The organism is Chryseobacterium sp. 27AL, from assembly GCF_057815395.1.
Window position 1 is genome coordinate 924,272 of the sequence record NZ_JBYRIW010000001.1, and the last position, 19,893, is coordinate 944,164.

General features: G+C 35.0%; 18 protein-coding genes. 12 read left to right on the forward strand and 6 right to left on the reverse strand.

Annotated features, from left to right (window positions below):
• Window positions 1-321: 321 nt before the first annotated feature.
• The 11 genes from AC3WV0_RS04040 (at window position 322) to pdeM (ending at window position 13,242) form a co-directional block, all read left to right on the forward strand.
• Window positions 322-717 carry a hypothetical protein gene (locus tag AC3WV0_RS04040; RefSeq protein ID WP_488844204.1) on the forward strand — a complete coding sequence of 132 codons (396 nt, stop codon included), beginning with the start codon at window positions 322-324 and terminating at the stop codon, window positions 715-717.
• A gap of 17 nt (window positions 718-734) precedes the next feature.
• Window positions 735-3,014 carry a T9SS type A sorting domain-containing protein gene (locus tag AC3WV0_RS04045; RefSeq protein WP_488844206.1) on the forward strand — a complete coding sequence of 760 codons (2,280 nt, stop codon included), beginning with the start codon at window positions 735-737 and terminating at the stop codon, window positions 3,012-3,014.
• A gap of 378 nt (window positions 3,015-3,392) precedes the next feature.
• A complete protein-coding gene (locus AC3WV0_RS04050; RefSeq protein ID WP_488844208.1) occupies window positions 3,393-3,794 on the forward strand; it encodes an acyl-CoA thioesterase in 402 nt (133 codons plus the stop codon).
• A complete protein-coding gene (locus tag AC3WV0_RS04055) occupies window positions 3,791-4,351 on the forward strand; it encodes a helix-turn-helix domain-containing protein (protein WP_488844210.1) in 561 nt (186 codons plus the stop codon). Before AC3WV0_RS04050 ends, AC3WV0_RS04055 begins: the two co-directional genes overlap by 4 nt.
• Window positions 4,352-4,520: 169 nt before the next feature.
• Window positions 4,521-7,355 carry a heavy metal translocating P-type ATPase gene (locus tag AC3WV0_RS04060; protein WP_488844212.1) on the forward strand — a complete coding sequence of 945 codons (2,835 nt, stop codon included), beginning with the start codon at window positions 4,521-4,523 and terminating at the stop codon, window positions 7,353-7,355.
• 35 nt (window positions 7,356-7,390) lie between these two features.
• Window positions 7,391-8,119 carry a DUF72 domain-containing protein gene (locus AC3WV0_RS04065; RefSeq protein ID WP_488844214.1) on the forward strand — a complete coding sequence of 243 codons (729 nt, stop codon included), beginning with the start codon at window positions 7,391-7,393 and terminating at the stop codon, window positions 8,117-8,119.
• 219 nt (window positions 8,120-8,338) lie between these two features.
• The gene (locus AC3WV0_RS04070) at window positions 8,339-9,103 is read left to right on the forward strand and encodes a polysaccharide deacetylase family protein (RefSeq protein ID WP_488844215.1); all 765 of its coding nucleotides are present in this window, start codon (window positions 8,339-8,341) and stop codon (window positions 9,101-9,103) included.
• 112 nt (window positions 9,104-9,215) lie between these two features.
• The gene (locus AC3WV0_RS04075; protein ID WP_488844217.1) at window positions 9,216-9,875 is read left to right on the forward strand and encodes a YggS family pyridoxal phosphate-dependent enzyme; all 660 of its coding nucleotides are present in this window, start codon (window positions 9,216-9,218) and stop codon (window positions 9,873-9,875) included.
• A 55-nt stretch (window positions 9,876-9,930) separates the two neighbouring features.
• On the forward strand, window positions 9,931-11,115 hold the full coding sequence (locus AC3WV0_RS04080; protein WP_488844219.1) for a sigma-54-dependent transcriptional regulator: 1,185 nt from the start codon (window positions 9,931-9,933) through the stop codon (window positions 11,113-11,115).
• Between the two features lie 75 nt (window positions 11,116-11,190).
• Window positions 11,191-12,576 (forward strand): MATE family efflux transporter, encoded by a 1,386-nt coding sequence (locus AC3WV0_RS04085; protein ID WP_488844221.1) that lies wholly within the window; start codon window positions 11,191-11,193, stop codon window positions 12,574-12,576.
• 21 nt (window positions 12,577-12,597) lie between these two features.
• Entirely contained in the window at window positions 12,598-13,242 is a 645-nt protein-coding gene (gene pdeM / locus AC3WV0_RS04090) for a ligase-associated DNA damage response endonuclease PdeM (RefSeq protein WP_488844223.1), read from the forward strand.
• 20 nt (window positions 13,243-13,262) lie between these two features.
• Here the strand turns inward: pdeM and AC3WV0_RS04095 are convergent, their stop codons facing one another.
• From AC3WV0_RS04095 to AC3WV0_RS04105, 3 genes are read right to left on the reverse strand one after another with little or no spacing between them, the layout of a single operon-like run.
• Window positions 13,263-13,841 carry a 5'-methylthioadenosine/S-adenosylhomocysteine nucleosidase family protein gene (locus tag AC3WV0_RS04095; protein WP_488844225.1) on the reverse strand — a complete coding sequence of 193 codons (579 nt, stop codon included), beginning with the start codon at window positions 13,839-13,841 and terminating at the stop codon, window positions 13,263-13,265.
• A gap of 38 nt (window positions 13,842-13,879) precedes the next feature.
• Window positions 13,880-14,578 carry a DsbA family oxidoreductase gene (locus AC3WV0_RS04100; RefSeq protein ID WP_488844227.1) on the reverse strand — a complete coding sequence of 233 codons (699 nt, stop codon included), beginning with the start codon at window positions 14,576-14,578 and terminating at the stop codon, window positions 13,880-13,882.
• A 24-nt stretch (window positions 14,579-14,602) separates the two neighbouring features.
• Window positions 14,603-15,784, reverse strand: a complete 1,182-nt coding sequence (locus tag AC3WV0_RS04105) for an MFS transporter (protein WP_488844228.1) — start codon at window positions 15,782-15,784, stop codon at window positions 14,603-14,605.
• Between the two features lie 144 nt (window positions 15,785-15,928).
• On the opposite strand from AC3WV0_RS04105, the gene AC3WV0_RS04110 reads away from it, so the two are divergent.
• On the forward strand, window positions 15,929-16,660 hold the full coding sequence (locus tag AC3WV0_RS04110) for an MBL fold metallo-hydrolase (RefSeq protein ID WP_488844230.1): 732 nt from the start codon (window positions 15,929-15,931) through the stop codon (window positions 16,658-16,660).
• A gap of 15 nt (window positions 16,661-16,675) precedes the next feature.
• Here AC3WV0_RS04110 and AC3WV0_RS04115 read toward each other — a convergent pair whose 3' ends face one another.
• The 3 genes from AC3WV0_RS04115 to AC3WV0_RS04125 form a co-directional block, all read right to left on the reverse strand.
• Window positions 16,676-17,017: a helix-turn-helix transcriptional regulator gene (locus AC3WV0_RS04115; protein WP_488844232.1), complete on the reverse strand. Its 342-nt coding sequence runs from the start codon at window positions 17,015-17,017 to the stop codon at window positions 16,676-16,678.
• 738 nt (window positions 17,018-17,755) lie between these two features.
• On the reverse strand, window positions 17,756-18,280 hold the full coding sequence (locus AC3WV0_RS04120) for a DUF1697 domain-containing protein (RefSeq protein ID WP_488844234.1): 525 nt from the start codon (window positions 18,278-18,280) through the stop codon (window positions 17,756-17,758).
• Between the two features lie 78 nt (window positions 18,281-18,358).
• Window positions 18,359-19,846 carry a DUF8728 domain-containing protein gene (locus AC3WV0_RS04125; protein WP_488844235.1) on the reverse strand — a complete coding sequence of 496 codons (1,488 nt, stop codon included), beginning with the start codon at window positions 19,844-19,846 and terminating at the stop codon, window positions 18,359-18,361.
• Window positions 19,847-19,893: the final 47 nt, after the last annotated feature.

Genomic DNA, 19,893 nt, shown 5'->3' on the forward strand with positions numbered 1-19,893 from the left:
ATGCAAACCTCTGTTCTACACTATCTTATAAAAGAACTATATCCCTGATCTTAATTCTTATTCTAGAATTGATATAACTAACTTACCAATACTAATTGCATAATTCAAAAATCAATTGATTTAATCTTTAAAAGCTATTTTTCTATAGCAGTAACAACAATACAATCCGGGAGATTAACGTAGGTTAGATCAGTATCAATAATGCATTGAATATTATGAATAATTATAGTTATTTAAAATTATTAGTATAAATAAATTAGACAATTCATTCTTATTATAGCAGCGAATACCTTTATAATATTAAATAAAACAAACTCTATTATGAAAATTCTAAAAACCAGTACATTATTACTTATTTTTTTATTTGTTTGTACATTCCAAATGACATTGGCTCAAGATCGAATAAATGAAGTTCCAGAATGGATAAAAATGATGGATGATCCAAATGTCAACTATTATCAGGCTGTTAAAAATTTTGATGATTATTGGAAACACAAAGAAAAACCTGTTGAAGAAAAAGAGATTTTCGAAGAGAAAAAATCCAAAATTAGAGAGTATAAAAACGAAGAAGCTCCGAAATATGCTTTTGAGTATAAAAAATTCATGCATTGGAAAATAAAAATTTTGCCTTTTGTTCAAGATAATGGGCGAATTTTAACTAAAAATGAACGTATGGAAATTTGGGAAAAAGAGAGAAAAAATAGAAATATAAATTAATACTTTAAAATATAAATATGAAAATAAAAAACGCAAATAAATTTATTTTTTTATTCCTTCTTATTTCAGCTTCGGTGTTGGCCCAAAACTTAACCGGGAACTGGACACTAAATGGGCCAATTTTATTTCCAACAAATATATCTGGGCAAATTCACGGTATTGGCAGGGTAAGCCAAGTGAAATTTCACCATACTGATTCTCAAAAAATGTATGCCGTAAGTGCATCAGGTGGGCTTTGGATTAGTAATAATGGTGGGAATAATTGGAATAAAACACAAACCGACAATCAGATCCCTCAAGGTAGCTGTTCATCTGTATGCATTGACTACACAAATGATAACATCATTTATTTATCGACTGGTGATTCAAATTATTATTCTGACGGATATGGAATTTATAAAAGTACAGATGGTGGTAATACATGGTTTGCTTCAAATGCAGGAATCGGAAATAGAATGGCGGTAGAAATTTTAATGTCTCCAACCGATCATAATACAATCATTGCAGCTACTACTGATGGAATTTGGAAAAGTACAAACGCTGGACAAACCTGGGTAAATACTTTAGTTGGTGGGGCATTTACAGATATGGCCTATAAAGCAGGTTCCAATAATATTCTTTTTGCTGTGACAGACAGCGAGCTCTGGAAAAGTACGGATAATGGAGATTCATGGTCACAAATTACCAGTGTAAACCCGAATCTGGGTAATGGAGGAAGAATTGCTGCTTCTACAGCAAACAATAATTACATTTACATAGGATTTGTAGGAAGTAATAGTGATACTGGGCAAGGTGGAATAATATATCAATCTACAGATGGAGGAAACACTTTTGTTATAAAAAAGGGGGATGTACAACCGAATTTAAATGGATATCAAGGTGATGAATCTGGACAGGGAAATTATAACTGGGCTATATTTGCAGACAGAAATAATGCAAATATACTTTATGCTTGCGGGCATGCAGTCTGGAAAAGTCTAGATGGAGGAACAAGCTGGACACAACTTACAAACTGGTGGGAAAAATGTCATACCGATATGCACCAAATTATTTCTTCACCTTATGACAACTCTAAACTTTTCAACATTAACGATGGAGGAATTTTTGTAAGTATTGATGGAGGAGTAAATTGGGCTCCAAGTTCTGACGGATTAAGTGCTACTGAAATTTATCACTTAGGACAAAGTAAGTTATCTCGAAATATTGTATCCATTGGAACCCAAGATAATGGCGAAATTTATTTAAACAACAATATTTGGTATTGTAATCGTGGCGGAGATTGGGGATCCAAAGCCTCTTTTGATTTAGTGAATCCCAATACAATATATTATCATGAAAATGCTAAAAGAAAAAATTTAGTCTTAAATAATAACGAAACCTCATATGGATTAACTAATCCTAACAATGAAAATAATTATATTTTCTCCAATTCAAATACAAGTATTGCATTCGTAAGCCAGCAAAATGTTTTAAAGAGAACAAATAATTTATTGTCAGCGAACCCTATTTGGAGTAATGTAAAGACTTTTGTAACCAATATAAAAAGCATTGCTATTTCTCCTGTTAATGATAATGAAATTTATGTTGTATTAGATAATAATGCTGTTTATTATACTTCTAATGGTACAACATTTAACCAGATTTCTGTCACACCTTCCAGCTCTTACAACTATTGTAATATTGTTGTGAACAAAAATAATACTAACATCATCTATATGAGTTGTGGAAGTAGAATGTATCGCTCAACAAACAAAGGAATCAATTGGACGAATATTTCCGGCTCACTTTCCTTTGAAAGTATCTTAAATTTGATACACGATCCCTATTCAACAAATGAAAGCTTCTATATTGCCACACCTCAAGGAGTATACTATAGAAATTCCTCAATGACGGATTGGCAAAGCTTTTCTAATGGTTTGCCTCTGATTGCTCAAATTTCTGATTTGTATGGATATTTTGACGGTACGAATAATAGTGTTTTAAGGGTATCTTTCTATGGAAGGGGTGTCTGGGAAAGTAACCTTTATTCAATAAATAATCTTTCTACTAATGAATTGAATGACGACTCAGGAACTATCAAAATTTATCCAAATCCAAGTACGGATATTATTACCATTGATATCACAAAACCAGAGCTGATGAATACCAAAGCTATTCTCCTAGATATGAGTGGTAGAAAAATAAAGGATATTGATATAAAGCAGCCTATTACATTAATAAATTTCACTAGTTATGCCAAGGGAGTTTATTTAATAAAGTTTAATAATAATGATACTAAAAAAATTATTGTTAAATAACACTAAAATTAAATTTAACCACAAAAGAAAAAGCTTAAAAACTTTATTAACCAATCAAAGTTTAAACAAAGTTTAATAAAAATCGTTAGATTGACTTTACATCTATTTTTCTGATATTTAAGATTCAACTTAATTTCGGATTAAGCAAACCTTAAATAATTCGCCGTCATTTACTTTCCAAAGCTAAATGACGGCTTTTTGTAAAAATAAACACGCCACCAGCTCTCTTAAAGCACTCGTTATAAACTTATTAATACCCCTATCTGTGGTACTCTACTTCGACAATGATCCTTCATCTCAATATTTATAGCTCTAAATTCAATCAGTTAATGATACCGGTTTTAAAAAACACTAAATTTGCAGCGGAAATACATCATTATGAACTATCATACAAGAAAATGGGTAAAACCCGAAGACCTCAATCCCAACCAATCATTATTTGGAGGAAGATTGCTGCAGTGGATTGATGAGGAAGCCGCTCTATACGCCGTTATTCAGCTTGAAAATAAAAAAGTAGTTACAAAATTTATCTCCGAAATTAACTTTGTAAGTTCAGCCAAACAGGGAGATATTATTGAAATAGGCATTGAAGTTTCCTCATTCGGATCTACTTCGCTGACTTTAAGATGTGATGTAAGAAATAAAATGACTCACCAGACGATCATTACTGTTGACAAAATTGTGATGGTAAATCTTGATGAGCAGGGAAATCCTGCACCGCACGGAAAAACAAAAGTTGAGTTTGTAAAAGACCGGCTGAACAGCCAGGATCAGCAATGAAAATTTTCATAAAAAATATGGTGTGCGAAAGATGCATCACTGCAGTTTCCCATATTTTTGACAAGACCGATATTAAAGTAAAGAATATCAGTCTTGGCGAAGTAGAAACGGCATCCGAAGTTTCAGATGAAAAAATTCAGGTGCTGGAAAAACTTCTGGAACAAACAGGTTTTGAGAGGATTAAAGACTCTTCACGTCAACTTATTGAAAAAATTAAAAACCTCATCATTTCAAAGATCAGCGAACTGGATATTGATGAAAATTTTCTTCTGTCGGAATTCTTAAGCAATGAGCTTCACAAAGATTACAGTATACTTTCCAAAACTTTTTCTCAAAATGAAAATCTTACGCTGGAACAGTTTTTTATCCTTCAAAAAATTGAAAAGGTAAAAGAGCTGTTACTTTATAATGAATTTACCTTAACGGAAATTGCCGGAAAATTAGGCTACAAAAGCGTTCAGCATTTATCATCACAGTTCAGAAACAGTACCGGCTTTACGCCTACTGATTTTAAAAAACTTAAAGTTCACAACAGAAAACCACTTGATCAGATTTGAGTTTGAGTGCTTGAGAGTTTGAGCGTATTGGGTAATGGCAACGTTGACCTGATGTAATTAAATTCTATAACACTTTCCAACCTTCTAACCAAATTCTATAAACATTATCCTTAAATTTATAACAACCTTCCAATTACATTTTGGAAATTTGTATCATAATTAAAGGATCATGGAATATCAATATAAAATTCTCGGAATGACATGCTCTGGCTGTCAGAAAAAAATCGCCGAAAAACTTAATAGCCTGGAAGGCATTAAAGCGGACATTAATCTTGAGGAAAGCTCTGCTACTATCATTTCCGATAAAGAAATTGATGTACCTATTTTAAATAAAGCACTTGAAGAAATAGGAAATTATAAACTGGAAGATCCGGCAAGTCCTGATAAAACATTCATTAAGCCACAAGACCGGGTTTCTCCATCTTCCGTATACTATTGTCCGATGGAATGCGAAGGCGAAAAAGTATACTTCCAGCAGGGAAAAAGATGTCCGGTATGTAATATGTACCTCGTCCCTATTGAAGAAAAACAAGCAAAAGATCCTAATTATAAACCAACGTACTCTTCCACAAACCTCCCTGAAAATTTTAAAGATAATATTGGAAAATATTACTGCCTAATGTTCTGTGAAGGAGACAAAGTTTATCCTGACAAAGGCGACTGTCCGGTTTGCAATATGCATTTAGAAGAGATTACAGAAGATTTGGTAAAAAATGAAAATCATTCACATCATCACCATCATAATCATAAGCACGAAGCCCCGAAAGTGACCGATGAAATGGCAGGAAAATATTACTGCCCGATGTTTTGTGAGGGAGATAAATTGTATGATTCCAATGTAGGATGTCCGGTCTGCGGAATGGATCTCGTAAAATATCCTGAAAAAAAGATAGCCAAGTATACTTGTCCGATGCATCCTGAAATCATACGGAACGAGCCGGGAGCCTGTCCGATCTGCGGGATGGATCTTGTTAAAGTCCCGCAAAAAGATGATCATGAAGAAGATGAAACCTATAAGATTCTCAAAAGAAAATTCATTATTTCTCTGGTTTTCACGGTTCCGGTTTTTATTCTTTCTATGGGCGGGATGTTGATCGATTTCCCGTTTTCACATCAGATTCAGGGAATTATTGAATTGGTACTAACGCTTCCTGTACTGTTTTATTCAGGATGGTTTTTAATGAAAAGAGGCTGGGTTTCATTTAAAACATGGAATCTCAATATGTTCAGTCTCATCGCCCTTGGCGTTGCCGCTGCTTTTATTTTCAGTCTTGTGGCATTGATTTTCCCTGAGATCATTCCTCATGAAATCCGCGGCCACAATCATGAAATTCCTTTGTATTTTGAAGCAGTTTGTGTTATTTTAACGTTGGTTATTTTAGGTCAGCTGATGGAAGCTGCAGCGCATAAGAAAACAGGAAACGCTATCCGGGAACTCATGAATCTTTCTGCAGATGAAGCTAATCTTCTCGTAAATGGAGAAGAGAAAAAAGTACTTCTTTCACAGGTAAAGATTGGTGATCTTTTAAAAGTAAAACCCGGAGAAAAAATACCGGTCGATGGAAAAATCACTGATGGAAGTTCTTACGTCGACGAAAGTATGATTACAGGTGAACCGGTTGCTGTAGAAAAAAATGTGAATGACAAAGTATCTGCAGGTACCATCAACGGAAATCAGGTGTTCATCATGAAAGCTGAAAAAGTAGGCGACGAAACTCTTTTATCACAAATCATAAGAATGGTGAATGAAGCCAGCAGAAGCAAAGCCCCAATCCAGAAATTAACGGATAAAGTTTCGAAAATATTTGTCCCTGCCGTTATTCTGGTAGCTGTCCTGACCTTTATACTTTGGCAATTTTTCGGCCCGGAAGGACAGAAAAGTCTTTTTGCATTTGTTAATGCAGTAGCGGTTTTAATCGTTGCGTGTCCGTGCGCTTTAGGTCTTGCCACCCCGATGTCTTTAATGGTAGGAATCGGTAAAGGTGCCAAAAACGGGATTTTAATCAAAAATGCTGAAGCGCTTGAACAGATGAATAAAGTAAATGTTTTAATTACCGACAAAACAGGAACTTTAACCGAAGGAAAGCCATCCGCTGAACATATTGAAGTAGATAGCGGTGACAGAAACTTAATTTTAAAATTAGCTTATTCTTTAAATCAGAATTCTGAACATCCGCTGTCTAATGCGGTTATTAAAAAAGCAAAGGAAGAAAATATTAAACCTGAAAAAGCAGAAAATTTCGAAAATATCTCAGGTAAAGGGGTGAAAGGAAAAATTGACGGAAAAACAATTTATATAGGAAACGAAAGCCTTTTAAATACCTATCAGATTTCAGTTCCTCAGAATCTTAAGCAAAAAGCCGCAGAGATGCAGTCGAAAGCTCATACGGTATCGTATGTTGCAGAAAATGAAAAGGTATTGGGGTTCATAAGTTTTACGGATAAAATTAAAGAAAATGCGAAAAGATCGATCCAACAGTTAATAAGCGAAGGTATTGATGTAATGATGATGACAGGAGATAATGAACATACCGCAAAAGCCGTTGCCGATGAGCTTGGAATAAAACATTTTAAAGCTAATTGCCAGCCCGAAGATAAATTAAATGAAGTCAAAAAACTTCAGCAACAAGGAAAAATAGTAGCTATGACCGGGGACGGAATCAACGACTCTCCTGCCCTGGCACAAGCCAATATCGGGATCGCGATGGGTACAGGAACCGATGTAGCCATTGAAAGTGCTGAAATTACCTTACTGAAAGGTGATATCTCAGGAGTGGCAAAATCAAGGCTGCTCAGTGAAAAACTACTTAAAAACATCAAAGAAAATCTATTCTTTGCCTTTATTTATAATGTCTTGGGAGTTCCTGTTGCGGCAGGATTATTGTATCCGTTTTTTGGAATATTACTGTCACCGATGATTGCAGCAGCGGCAATGAGCGTAAGCTCATTATCTGTGATTTTAAATTCATTGCGATTAAATTCGGTTGATTTAAATAGTAAATAATTTTCTAATCTGTAGAGAAACTTTAAACCAAGAATATGAAAAAAGAAAAGCTATACATTGGATGTTCAGGTTTTTACAATAACGACTGGAAAGGATCGCTGTATCCGGAAGATGCCAAAAGTAAAGACTTTCTTACCTTATATTCTCAGGAATTCAATTGTGTAGAGATCAATTCAACGTTTTATAGAAAGCCGACTGCAAAGACTCTTATAAAATGGACAGAGGAAACTCCGGAAGATTTCAGATTTTTCATCAAAATTCCAAAAGTCATTTCCCATGAAAAAAGAATGAAAGACTGCAAAGAAGAAATTACGCTTTTCTGCGACCATATTTATTCTCATTTGGACAATAAACTTTCGGGATTTCTCTATCAGTTTCCCCCATCATTTAAAAATACGCCTGAAAATTTAAATATCATACTAAACAATATCGACTCAAGATTTTTAAACGTCATTGAATTCCGTCATGAATCCTGGTGGACTGGTGAAATTTTTAATATTCTTAAAGAAAAAAATATCGTCTTTTCCGGTGTCAGCTTTCCGGGAAATCTGCCGGAAGATGTTGTAATAAACCATCCTGATATTCTGTATTACAGACTTCACGGCAAACCGGTTTTATATAAATCTGAATATAGCGAAGATTTCCTCAAAGATTTAGCTCAAAAAATTAAAAAAGCGCAACATAAGACTTTTATATTTTTTAATAATACATGGGGAACTTCAGCCATAAAAAACTCACTTTTTCTTAAAGATATTCTCAAATAATGCGTATTTATTAAAATAAAATTAAAACTTAAATTTTCACATAATCAGGCATAATTTTTGTTAATAATTATTTGGAATTTTTAACATTTTTTAACAATTAAACTCCATTTAATTTTATGACAAAAAACTTTGCGGAAAAGTCTGTAAAAAAGTCTTTTCTAGGGATGTTTGCATTGATGAGTGCAACTTCGATTATATGTAACAGCTGTAATCAGAAAAATGATAAGAGAATCAGAAAAAATGATTCGGAAAGACCATCCCGTCGCAAAAATTGTCCCCAAAATTGATGATGAAAATATTTTAGATCCAGATAAGAGAGTTATTTATTTAACTTTTGACGATGGCCCCAACCGCGGAACGGAAAATCTCCTTAAAATATTACATAAAAGAAATGTCTGCGCAACGGCCTTCCTGGTGGGAAAACATGCCTACGGCAGCAAAAAACAGCAGGAAGACCTTCAGCTTCTCAGAAAAGATAAACTGGTAGAACTTGCTAACCACAGCTTTACGCATGCTCACAACAAATACACCGACTTTTACAAAGATCCGATAGGGGTAATGCATGATTTCGATACGGCTAAAGACAGCCTGAAACTTTATGACAAAATTGCCAGAACGCCAGGAAGAAACATCTGGAGACTGAACAACATTACCGTTACCGACCTGAAAAGTTCTACGGAAGCCGCAAATAGTCTGAAGAAAGCAGGTTACAAAGTAATCGGCTGGGATCTGGAATGGAAACCAACCAACAAGATGGCTTTAAAAGGAGATCATGAAGCCATGCTGAAAAAAGTAGACAGCATTTTCTTTAATGACCTTGAAAAGACTTCCAGACATCTCGTATTCCTTACGCATGATCAATATTTAACAGATGCAGATTCCGTTAATGAACTGGATCTTTTTATTGAGAAGCTCCAAAAAAGCAATCGGTTTGTTTTTAGAAAAATTTCGGAATATCCGGGAATTAATGAAATCCTGAACTGAGATCTTTCTTTAAACTTTATTTGATTTTTACTTACCACATTACTTTTTGCGGTTAAATTTAAATTGACTAGATCTGATTACATTTTAATTTAAAATTCAGAAATTTGCATTTATGAGTATTCATGAAAATTACAACGCTATAAAAAGCCAGCTTCCTCAGCATGTAGAATTGGTAGCAGTTTCAAAAACACACCCGGTTTCTGCTATTCAGGAAATCTATGATCTTGGCCAAAGGGTCTTCGGAGAAAATAAAGTACAGGAGCTTACGGAAAAATACCCGCTCCTGCCAAAAGACATACAGTGGCAACTGATCGGGCATCTGCAAACGAATAAGGTAAAATATATTGCTGAATTTATTGATACCATTCAAAGTGTTGATTCAGAAAAGCTGCTGAGGGAAATCAATAAAGAAGCGGGGAAACATCAACGCAAAATCAAAGTTCTGCTTCAGGTGAAAATAGCGGAAGAAGAATCCAAATTCGGATTGGAGGCCGAAGAAGCGAAAAATATATATCAAAACTACCTCGGCGGTGAATTTCCAAACGTCCTTATCACAGGCTTGATGGGTATGGCAACATTTACCGAAGATAAAAATCAGATAAAGAAAGAATTTTTAAATCTTAAAGAACTTTTTGATGAATTAAATCAGCTTCAGCCTTTAGAAACTTTATCAATGGGAATGAGTGATGACTTTCCGACTGCCATTGAATGCGGAGCTACCTCAGTGCGCGTTGGATCGGCAATTTTTGGCAGAAGAGATTACTCAAAATAGATGATTAGGTATAGTTTTTGCTAATAATTCAATCAAAAAATCTAAATTTGCAACTATGCAAAAAATCCTTATTGTAGAAGACGAAAAAGCAATCTCAGGAGTACTCCAAAGTATTCTTTCCGATGAACTTACTGACTATGAATTTGTAATCGCCGAAGATGGCCTTGAAGGTTATAAACAGGTAGAAAAAGAAGATTTCGCACTTGTGATTTCCGACATTAAAATGCCTAAACTTTCAGGAACAGAACTTTTGAAACAGAGTTTATCCCTAAAGCCGGAATCCACTTTCATTATGATCTCAGGACACGCAGATATCGACTCTGCCGTTTCCTGTCTTAGAGATGGTGCGTACGATTTCATTTCCAAGCCTATCGATATCAACAGATTGATTACCAGCGTAAAAAATGCTTTAGCTAAAGAAAGCCTGAAGAAAGAGAATAAAAATCTTCAGACCGAAAATAAAACGTTAAAGAAAAAGGTAAGCAAGAAATATCAGATGATCGGTGAATCAGCAGGTTTGAAAAAGATTCAGGATATGATCGAGAAAGTGGCCGCATCTGATGCTAGGGTATTGATCACAGGACCGAACGGAGCCGGAAAAGAACTTGTAGCCCATGCTATACATAATCAAAGCGAGCGTGCGAGAGGACCAATGGTGGAAGTAAACTGTGCAGCGATTCCTTCCGAATTGATTGAATCTGAATTATTTGGTCACGTAAAGGGTTCTTTTACAGGAGCTATCAAAGATAAACAAGGTAAATTTGAACAGGCCAACGGCGGAACTATTTTCCTTGATGAGATTGGTGATATGAGCCTTATTGCACAGGCAAAAGTTCTTAGGGCTTTACAGGAAAGTAAAGTATCTCCTGTAGGAAGTGACAAGGAAATAAAGGTGGATGTAAGAGTTCTTGCAGCTACCAACAAAAATATGCAGAAGGAAATTGAAGCAGGAAGATTCAGAGAGGATCTTTACCACAGACTTTCTGTGATTGAAATCTATGTACCACCTTTGGATGAAAGAAAAGAAGATATCAAATTATTGGTAGAACACTTCGCAGGAATCATCTCCGACGAACACGGTACAGCTCCGAAAAAATTTGACGATAAAGCTATCGAAGCTTTAAAATCACTGTCCTGGACAGGAAATATCAGGGAGTTGAGAAACGTAGTAGAAAGGCTGATCATTTTAGGAGGAAATACCGTTTCTGCTGATGACGTTGCAAGTTTTGTAAGGAAATAAGTAAATATTACTTTCAATAAATTATGAAAATTGCAGTATCTCAGGTTACTGCAATTTTTTTTGAATACAACTATTATGAAATTTTTAGATAAAAATTATACGAAAGAATGCCTTACGCTGGCACTTCCTGTCATGCTTACACAGGTGGGTCAGGTTTCGGTAAATCTTTTTGACAATATTATCGTGGGACAATTATTAGGAGCTGATGCGCTTGCTTCCGTTTCATTGGGAAATGCCGTATTCTTCTCCATGTTTGTGCTGGCCCTGGGATTTTCTTTTGCGATTCCGCCTCTTGTTTCTGAAGCACATTCACAGCATGATCATAAGACGATCAATTCAGTTTTCAGTCATGGATTTGTGATCAATATAACCGTCGGAATTGTTTTAATGGCAGTTTTACTTTTAGGAATGCCACTACTCTATCATTCCGGACAGCCTGATAAAATAATCCCTGATACGGTTGATTTTCTAACGATTATGGCAATCAGCATTATTCCTTTCATGGCTTTTCAGACACTAAGGGAAGTTTCTGAAGGCTTGTCGTACACGATTGGCGTCACAAAAGCTACAATTATTGCCAACGTCATCAATATTATTCTAAACTATGTCTTTATTAAAGGTCTTTTCGGAATTCCGCCGATGGGGGTAAAAGGTTCTGCCCTGGCTAGTCTTATCGCCAGAATTTTTATGGTTGTTTTTCTATATTTTGTGCTTTTAAAACAAAAAAAGACCAGACACTACATTAAAGATTTTTCATTAAAGCTTGAAGTTTTTTCAAAAAAAATGTTTGATAAAATGGTACGCCTGGGCTTACCTACAGCACTACAGATGTTTTTTGAAGTCACCGCTTTTGCTGCCGCTGCTTTTATCTGCGGACTAATCTCTGCTCATGATATTGCTTCTCACCAGATTGCCCTGAGTATGGCTTCATTCACCTTTAATTTATGCATTGGTTTTAGTGTAGCCTCTACAGTAATGATCGGCAGAAAACTCGGCGAACAAAATTTTACTGAATTAAGAAAAGTAGGAGTAAACAATTTAAAGATTGCTTTTATCTTTATGGCAATTTGCGGAGTGATATTTATTTTAGGAAGAAATATCCTGCCTACATTTTTCACCAAAAAAGAAGAAATTGAAGTAATTGCACTTGCTGCAAAATTAATGATTATTGCCGCTCTTTTCCAGCTTTCGGACGGGATTCAGGTAACGGCCTTAGGTACACTGAGAGGCATGCAGGATGTAAAAATTCCTTCTATTTATACATTTATCGCTTACTGGATTATTACAATTCCTCTGGGATATTTTCTTTGTGTGACCTTAAAAATGGGCGCCTTCGGAATGTGGATTGCACTTGGACTTGGGCTGACCATTTCTGCCTTATTTCTTGTTAAAAGGTTCTTCAGTTTATCGGAGAAAAGAATCAGAAAAAGTATGGAAGCCAATGTGAAAAGCATTATTTAAAAATCATTATTTCCGCAAAGAATGAATGTACAGACAAAAAGTATAGAAGTCCGACAGCAACATTTTACCCTCACCAATCAAAGGGCATTATTCTGGGAAGAACAGAAAGCCCTGATTCTTTCAGATTTACACATCGGAAAAACGGCACATTTCCGGAAGAACGGGATTGCTTTGGCCAATCAGATTATGAAAAATGATCTTGAAAGGCTTTCTATCCTTATAGAATTTTTCAAGCCTGAAAAGTTTATTGTTGTCGGTGATCTCCTCCATGCGGGAGACAATTCCGATGTAGACGAGTTCTGTGCCTGGAGAAATCAATATAAGGATCTGCATTTTCATCTCATCGAAGGAAATCATGACAGAATTTCAAAAAAGCTGGAATCTAAATTATGTTTAAATTTTAAATCCGAATTGCTTGAAATTGATGATTTTATGCTCATCCACGATTTTGAAAAAAAACACCCGAAATTTCAGATTACCGGCCATATTCATCCTGGATTTGTGATCAATTCATCGGTAAGAAAAATAAAGCTGCCTTGTTTTGTCGTAACGGAAAATCAGATTCTCTTGCCGGCTTTCAGTGATTTCACCGGCCTGGATACGAAAAATCTTCCCAAAAAGGGAAGATTCTATGTATTTACTGATGCGGAAATTTATGAGATTTAACTTTTATTTTAAGATTTTCTTTAAAATAAAATCCTGTTAAAGGCTTCTGAAGCCATATGAACCTGCACCGTCCAGTCATCGGCGGCTTCACTTCCCGCATCGTCGGAGATGTATTTCAGGCAAAGGAAAGGGATATTTTCTTTCATAGCGATCAGCGCAAGCGGATAAGCTTCCATATCAACAATATTGTAATCTTTTTCAGAATGATTCATTTCAAAGCTATCGCCGCTACCGCAAACTCCTTCAGGAAGATCATCTTTTTTAAGTCCATACTCTAGCAACGGCGGAATACCCGATAACGGAGTTTCATACAAGCTAAACCCAAGGCCTCTTACATCCATATCCCGCTGAATAAATTTTGTGCAGCAAACCACCTCACCTTTATGAAAACTTTTGCTGCCGGCAGATCCGAGATTGATGATCAATTTTGGTCTTCTGCGATGAATTTCTTTGGTGAGCTCCATAGCGGCATTCACTTTTCCGATGCCTGTGATGAGTTTATTCTTATTGTTAAAAACTTTTCCCGCTTCGGAATCCAATGCAAAAACAAAAAGGGTTTCATCTAAAGGAAATTGGTGATCATCGTTTATTTTAATCATAGAAAATAAATTTTAAATTAACAGAAGCAGATTATCATTTAAATGCTACAGCCATCTGCATCACATGAATTTTCATTACCTGAAAGGTTTTTCAGAGGAGATACCGTTTCATCGTAAGTCTGTTGAAGAGCACCTGTGAAAAATTCGACCGGCTGCGCGCCGGAAACAGAGTACTTTCCGTTTAAAATAAAGAAAGGCACCCCGGAAATTCCATGATTTCTTGCTTCCGAAAAATCTTTTTGTACATCATCCTTAAATTCTTCTGATGTTAAAGCCTGCCGAGCTTCATTCTTATCAATTCCCAAAGATTCTGCAAGAGCAATAAGTGTATCAATATTCCCAACATTCTTTCCGTCGATAAAATGAGCGATGAAAAGTGCTTCTTCCATTTTATCGGCTATATTGTATTTCTTGGCTAAATGTAATAATTTGTGGGCAGAGAACGTATTGGTTATTAAAGCATTTTCAAAGTTGAACTCAATTCCGGAGTTTTTCCCCATCTGCGATACCTGGCCGATCATTTGCCTGGCGTGTGTTTCCGGAACTCCCTTCTTCTCTTTGAAATATTCAAAAGTAGTTTTTGTTTCATCAGGATGTAAAGTCGGATCAAGCTGAAAACTTTTCCACTCTACTTCCACTTCATCTTTGAAAGGCAACTTTTCAAGTGCTTTTTCAAAATTATTTTTCCCGATATAGCAAAACGGACACATCACATCCGACCATATTTCTATCTTCATACTATTATTTTTTTTAATTGATTTTTAATTATTTAGCTTTCTGTTAAAGATCAGATGAGCCGTCAAAGCCAAAATTCCCATAGACACACCTACAAGGCAAACACCACCCCACTGAGCATACTGCCAGGCAATTGAAGCCAGCCATGTTCCCAAAGATCCGCCAATAAAATAAGATACCATATATACAGTATTGAGCCTGTTCACAGCATTTGACCGGATGAGAAAATAATTGGTCTGGTTCATAATATGACTCGACTGTACGCCCAGATCTATTAAGATTACGCCCACAATGAGCCCCCAATAGGTTTCACCAGCAAAATAAGTAAAAGCCCAGCTTATAAGAACTATGATCAGTGCATAAAAAATGATTCTGTTGAGATCCATTACTTTTTGAAGCTTTCCTACTTTTGCAGCTGCCAAAGCGCCTACAGCACCGGCCAAACCGAAACTTCCTACTACTGACGAACCAGCATTGAAAGGTGGCTTTTCCATGTGAAAAACCAGTGTTGTAAATAAAGCACACAGTGACCCGAAAGCCATAGCCCCGCGAAATGAAGCTAATCGCAAAACAGGTTGAGTTCTGGCAAGGTGAAACACCGATTTCATCAGCTCAGAATATGTTCCTCTGAAGTTCGGATGAAGCTCGGGAAGCTTAAAATATACTGCCAGCCATACCAGGATCATCATCCCGGAAGCTATTCCGAACATCGCTCTCCAGCCCCACATTTCACCAACAATACCACCGATAAAACGGGACAACAGTATTCCGAGAAGCAAACCGGACATCACCAGTCCAATATTTGATGACTTTTCCTGGTCCGAAGAAAGCTCTGCAGCCATCGGAACAAACAGCTGTGGAATAACCGAAGTGGCACCGATAAGCAAGCTGGCGATATAAAGCATCCAAAGCTCTCTGGCAAATGTCATCCAAAGTAAAGCCGCAAATACAAGAAGAAGATCGATGAGAATTAATTTTTTACGGGAAAATTTATCTCCCAAGGGCACAACCAACAAAAGTCCTGCGGCATATCCTAGCTGTGTAAGAACTGAAATTCTACTAGCTGCAGCCTCAGAAACTTTAAGATCTTCGGAAATAAGCGACAGTAATGGCTGATTATAATAAATATTTGCCACGACAAGTCCTGATATGACAGTCATCAGCCATATCACTGTACGTGAAATACTGCCCGGAGAATTCAATTGCATAGATTTTGTTTAAGAATTTGCGAATTTGCAATACAAAAATACTTATTTTGAAATAAAGAAAATGATGATTCCATCGGTTTTAACGATATTTTAAATTGACAAAAAACACGTTCACGAATCAGAATTTATCAGGAAATTTGTAGCATGAAAATCATACCACTAAAAGAAGGAAATTTTTCTACAAATAAAACTAAAGATTTTACCCTTTTAACGGAAGAAAATTCAGCAGTATTGGGAGGAATAAAAATGTCTGTAACCCCTTTTCTGATCATTACAGGAAATGATATCATTCTCCTTGATGCGGGAATAGGCTGGAAAAATGAAACCGGAAAAACAGTAATTTCAGAACTTCTGAAAAAAGAAAATATTAATCCGGAACAGGTCACCAAAATATTGCTCTCCCATCTCCATAAAGATCATATTGAAACGACTATAACCCGCACAGGAAACGGATTTGAAGCAACATTTCCCAATGCTGAAATTTATATCCAGAAACGCGAACTTGGTTTTGCCATGAATAACCGCGGTAATCATTCTTTTGATTTCGACACGCTGGAAAAGCTTATCAAACTCGATAATATTGTATGGATGGAGGAAGACAGCGGGTACATTACTGACGAGATTTATTTTGAGGTAGCTGGTGGCCACACTCCTTATATGCAGGTTTTCTGGATAAAAGAAGGTAATGAAATTGCATTTTACGGTGCCGATGATCTTCCACAGAAATCCTATTTAAAATATCACCTGGCCTATAAAAGTGACTTTGATGGAAGAAAAGCAATGGAACTGAGACTGAATTGGCAAAAAGAAGCCGTTGAAAATCACTGGAAAATTTTATTGTATCATGATCTTGACACGTCTGTTCTTCAGATGTAGAAAGTAAAAAATGGTTTAAAGTTCATTAAACCATTTATAAATATCAACAGTTGATGCTATATTCAGCTTTTTTCTCAATCTGTTTTTTCTGTTTTGAATCGCTTTAGGAGTAACGAATGTATACGTTGCAATTTCCTTTGTTGTTAAATTGAGCTTCAGATAAATACAGAAAATCAGTTCAGAATTTTTTAAATTCGGCTGAATGTCAGACAATTTTTTAAAAAAGTCCGGATCCACTAATCTGAATTTGCTCAACAGACGGGGAGAGTTTTCTTTTGCTAATGCCAAAATCTCATCCTGCACAAAAATCTTTTGGTTTAATTCTTCTAAATTGAATTCAGTCTTTTCGTTTTTCATAATATTTTCTCATCTCTACTAATTCCTGTTGCTTGTCTAAGCTTCAGCACTAACACTCTTCGCATGCAACTTCAATAAGAGCTCAATCTCTGTTTTTTTGAAGTTTTTATTTTTATGCTTGATATTTTATCATTTTGAAAATTGGCCTGCTTTTAGTAGTAATTACGTTTTTCTTGCTTATTGCATTTATTATTAAAATTCTCACAGAAACTGCGATTATAATTTTAGGTAAAGACAAAGAAAGAAAAAATGATTAAAATTTTCCTGAATTAAAATACCACATACATACCACGCCAATTTTTTTTAATGCTGCCGTTAATCCTTTACATCAGGTTGTTTACATAATATTTCAATAATCTGAGAACAAAACTATAGTTTTCTGAATTTGTTTTTTATGATTGTAATCAATAGGAACAAAAAATATGAGTTATATTTATTATGAAATACATAAAGTATTCAATAACAGAGTATAAGCTAATCTGTTATGGTACAGCTATGGTATTCTTCTTTTCAGTGTATTTTACTTAAAATTCAGACGTATTAGCTATTTCATCATTATATCCTAAGAAATAAGATGTACGCAATTCTATATAGTTTCTTCTAAAATAATAGATTATTTTTGTTGAAATAAAAATTTTGAAATAAATGCAAAATCACTCACAATTTTCATTTTTCAATAATGAGAATTTAATGATAAGATGTGTGTGAAAGTAAGGAAGATCAGAGAATTATTTCTTATTAAAATACTTTTAGAATCTTCTCAAAAGTATTAATATTTCTGCTTGTAAACTGATCTTTAAGATTTTTCTTACCTAAAATTTTTCCGAATGTAGAATCGAGTGTATTGCCTTTTGGAACCTGCCAGTAGAAGATATTCTTCACAATTTGCGCTTCTTCGTTTTCTGCCTTTGAAGCTTTTTGGAATTCTTCCATTAAAATATTTTCAATCCCGGAATTTCCTATAAAAGCATAGCAGTGTAAATGATCCTTCTTTTCAAACGGATTTCCTGATAAATATTCTTCCACTTCTTTGTCCGATTTTATGAATAAAAAAGCTTCGTATGAGAAATGATCAGACATGGCTTTTTCAAGAATCTGTTTCAATTCTTCTTCTTTTTTTTCAGATGAAAAAAGTATATTTCCCGAGGCTAGAACTGAAGAAACATCATTCATTCCTGCATTTTTAAAAACCTGGCAAACGTCAGCCATTTTCATATTGGTCCCTTTTACATTGACACCGCGAAGAAATGCACAGTATTTCATTTTTTAGAGTATATAAAGTTTGAGAGAAATGTCTATTGTAGAGATCTAAATTTAACCAAAATTCCATTCCGACCAAAATTAATCAATTCTTTCATATAAATTATAATCTGACCCGGAAGGCTTCAGAATATATATCTTTTCAATTATTTTATAATCGCTTTTCAGATGATCTTTGATTCTGAATTCTTTAACGAGTCTGTAATGCAGTCTGAAATATTCAGCATCTTTTCTTTGGTACAAATCTTCGTAAGAAAGCAGATACTTCGGTTTTCTATTTTTTACAGTATTGATCCAAAAATTCGCCTTATCTTTTTGAATTTCCAGCTGAACTTCTTTATCTACCAAGCCTACTTCATCAATAGTTTTCAAACCCGAAAAATATGGAATATAACCGGCAGGTTCCAGAAAGATCCACTGATTTTTATCCTTTTCATAGGTATTCAAAAATAGGCCTATATGTCTTCTGTAATTCCATTCCCCATTACCTGTTGCTATAGCATGTACTGTCTGAAAAATGAACATCGGAAAGATATAGAACATAATTAATAAAAATAGCCAGAGGTTTTTCTTTGCTTTCTGTTCTAAAATAAAAATCAAAACAGGAACAAAAAGTAAAATCTGAGGAACCCAATAATACCAGTCGAAAAGGCTTTTCTGAGAAATAAAAATAACCTGTTTAATCCATCCGAAAATAAAAATTATCCAAAGAAAATAATTTCTTCTATTTTTTTGTCTGATCAAATAAATAAAGCATAATAACTCAAAAGTAAGGATGATAATCGTAACCGGATTAAAATCTCCCGGAAGCTTCAGCATACCCCAGAAATTACCGAAATTTTGGGTGAAATATTCTATATTCTGGACTAATGTAAAATGATTATCGTAGGCAATTTTTTTAGCAACAATGGTATTATTAATCACTTCTCCGAAATATATCCAGTTGAATCCCAGCACTGCAGCAATTCCTAAAATTCCCCCCAGAATATAAGTCCAGTTGATTTTTTTATTCCAGAAAAGATCAATTAAAAAAACGGTTCCGAGAAAAATTACCGTATCAATTCTTGTAAATAAAATGAAAACCGGTAAGATGATCTGTACCCATTTTTTACCTTTATGAAAGCCGTAATACAACAGCGTCATTTCCAGAAAGAAAAGGATTCCGTACTCCATTCCCAGGATGGAAATTTTTATGGCCGGCGGTAAAATCCCAATCAAAAATATAAATATTGCCTTTTGCCAGTTGTTTTTTAATAATACATGTGAAAGGAAAAAACTACCTATAGTAAAGAGTATGGAATTAAAAATTAAAAGTGGCTCAATAAAATTTTCTTTTCCGAAAATCAGATTGAAAATGTATGAAACGAAAACGTAAAGATGTGTTGTGGAAGCAGAGATTTTTGTATTGCCATTGAATCCGATCACTCCATAATCGAGAAGGTTCTGAGCCACTCTCCAGGTGATAAATGCATCTTCCTGAATATAATGAGTAAATAAAAACAGCAGTTTGAAAATAACCGTAAACAATACGGCATACATCGGGATCTTAAGATTTTTTGTTTCTGACATTGTGCTTCTTTGATCCCACAAATATAATCTTTTAAACTTTTGAATCC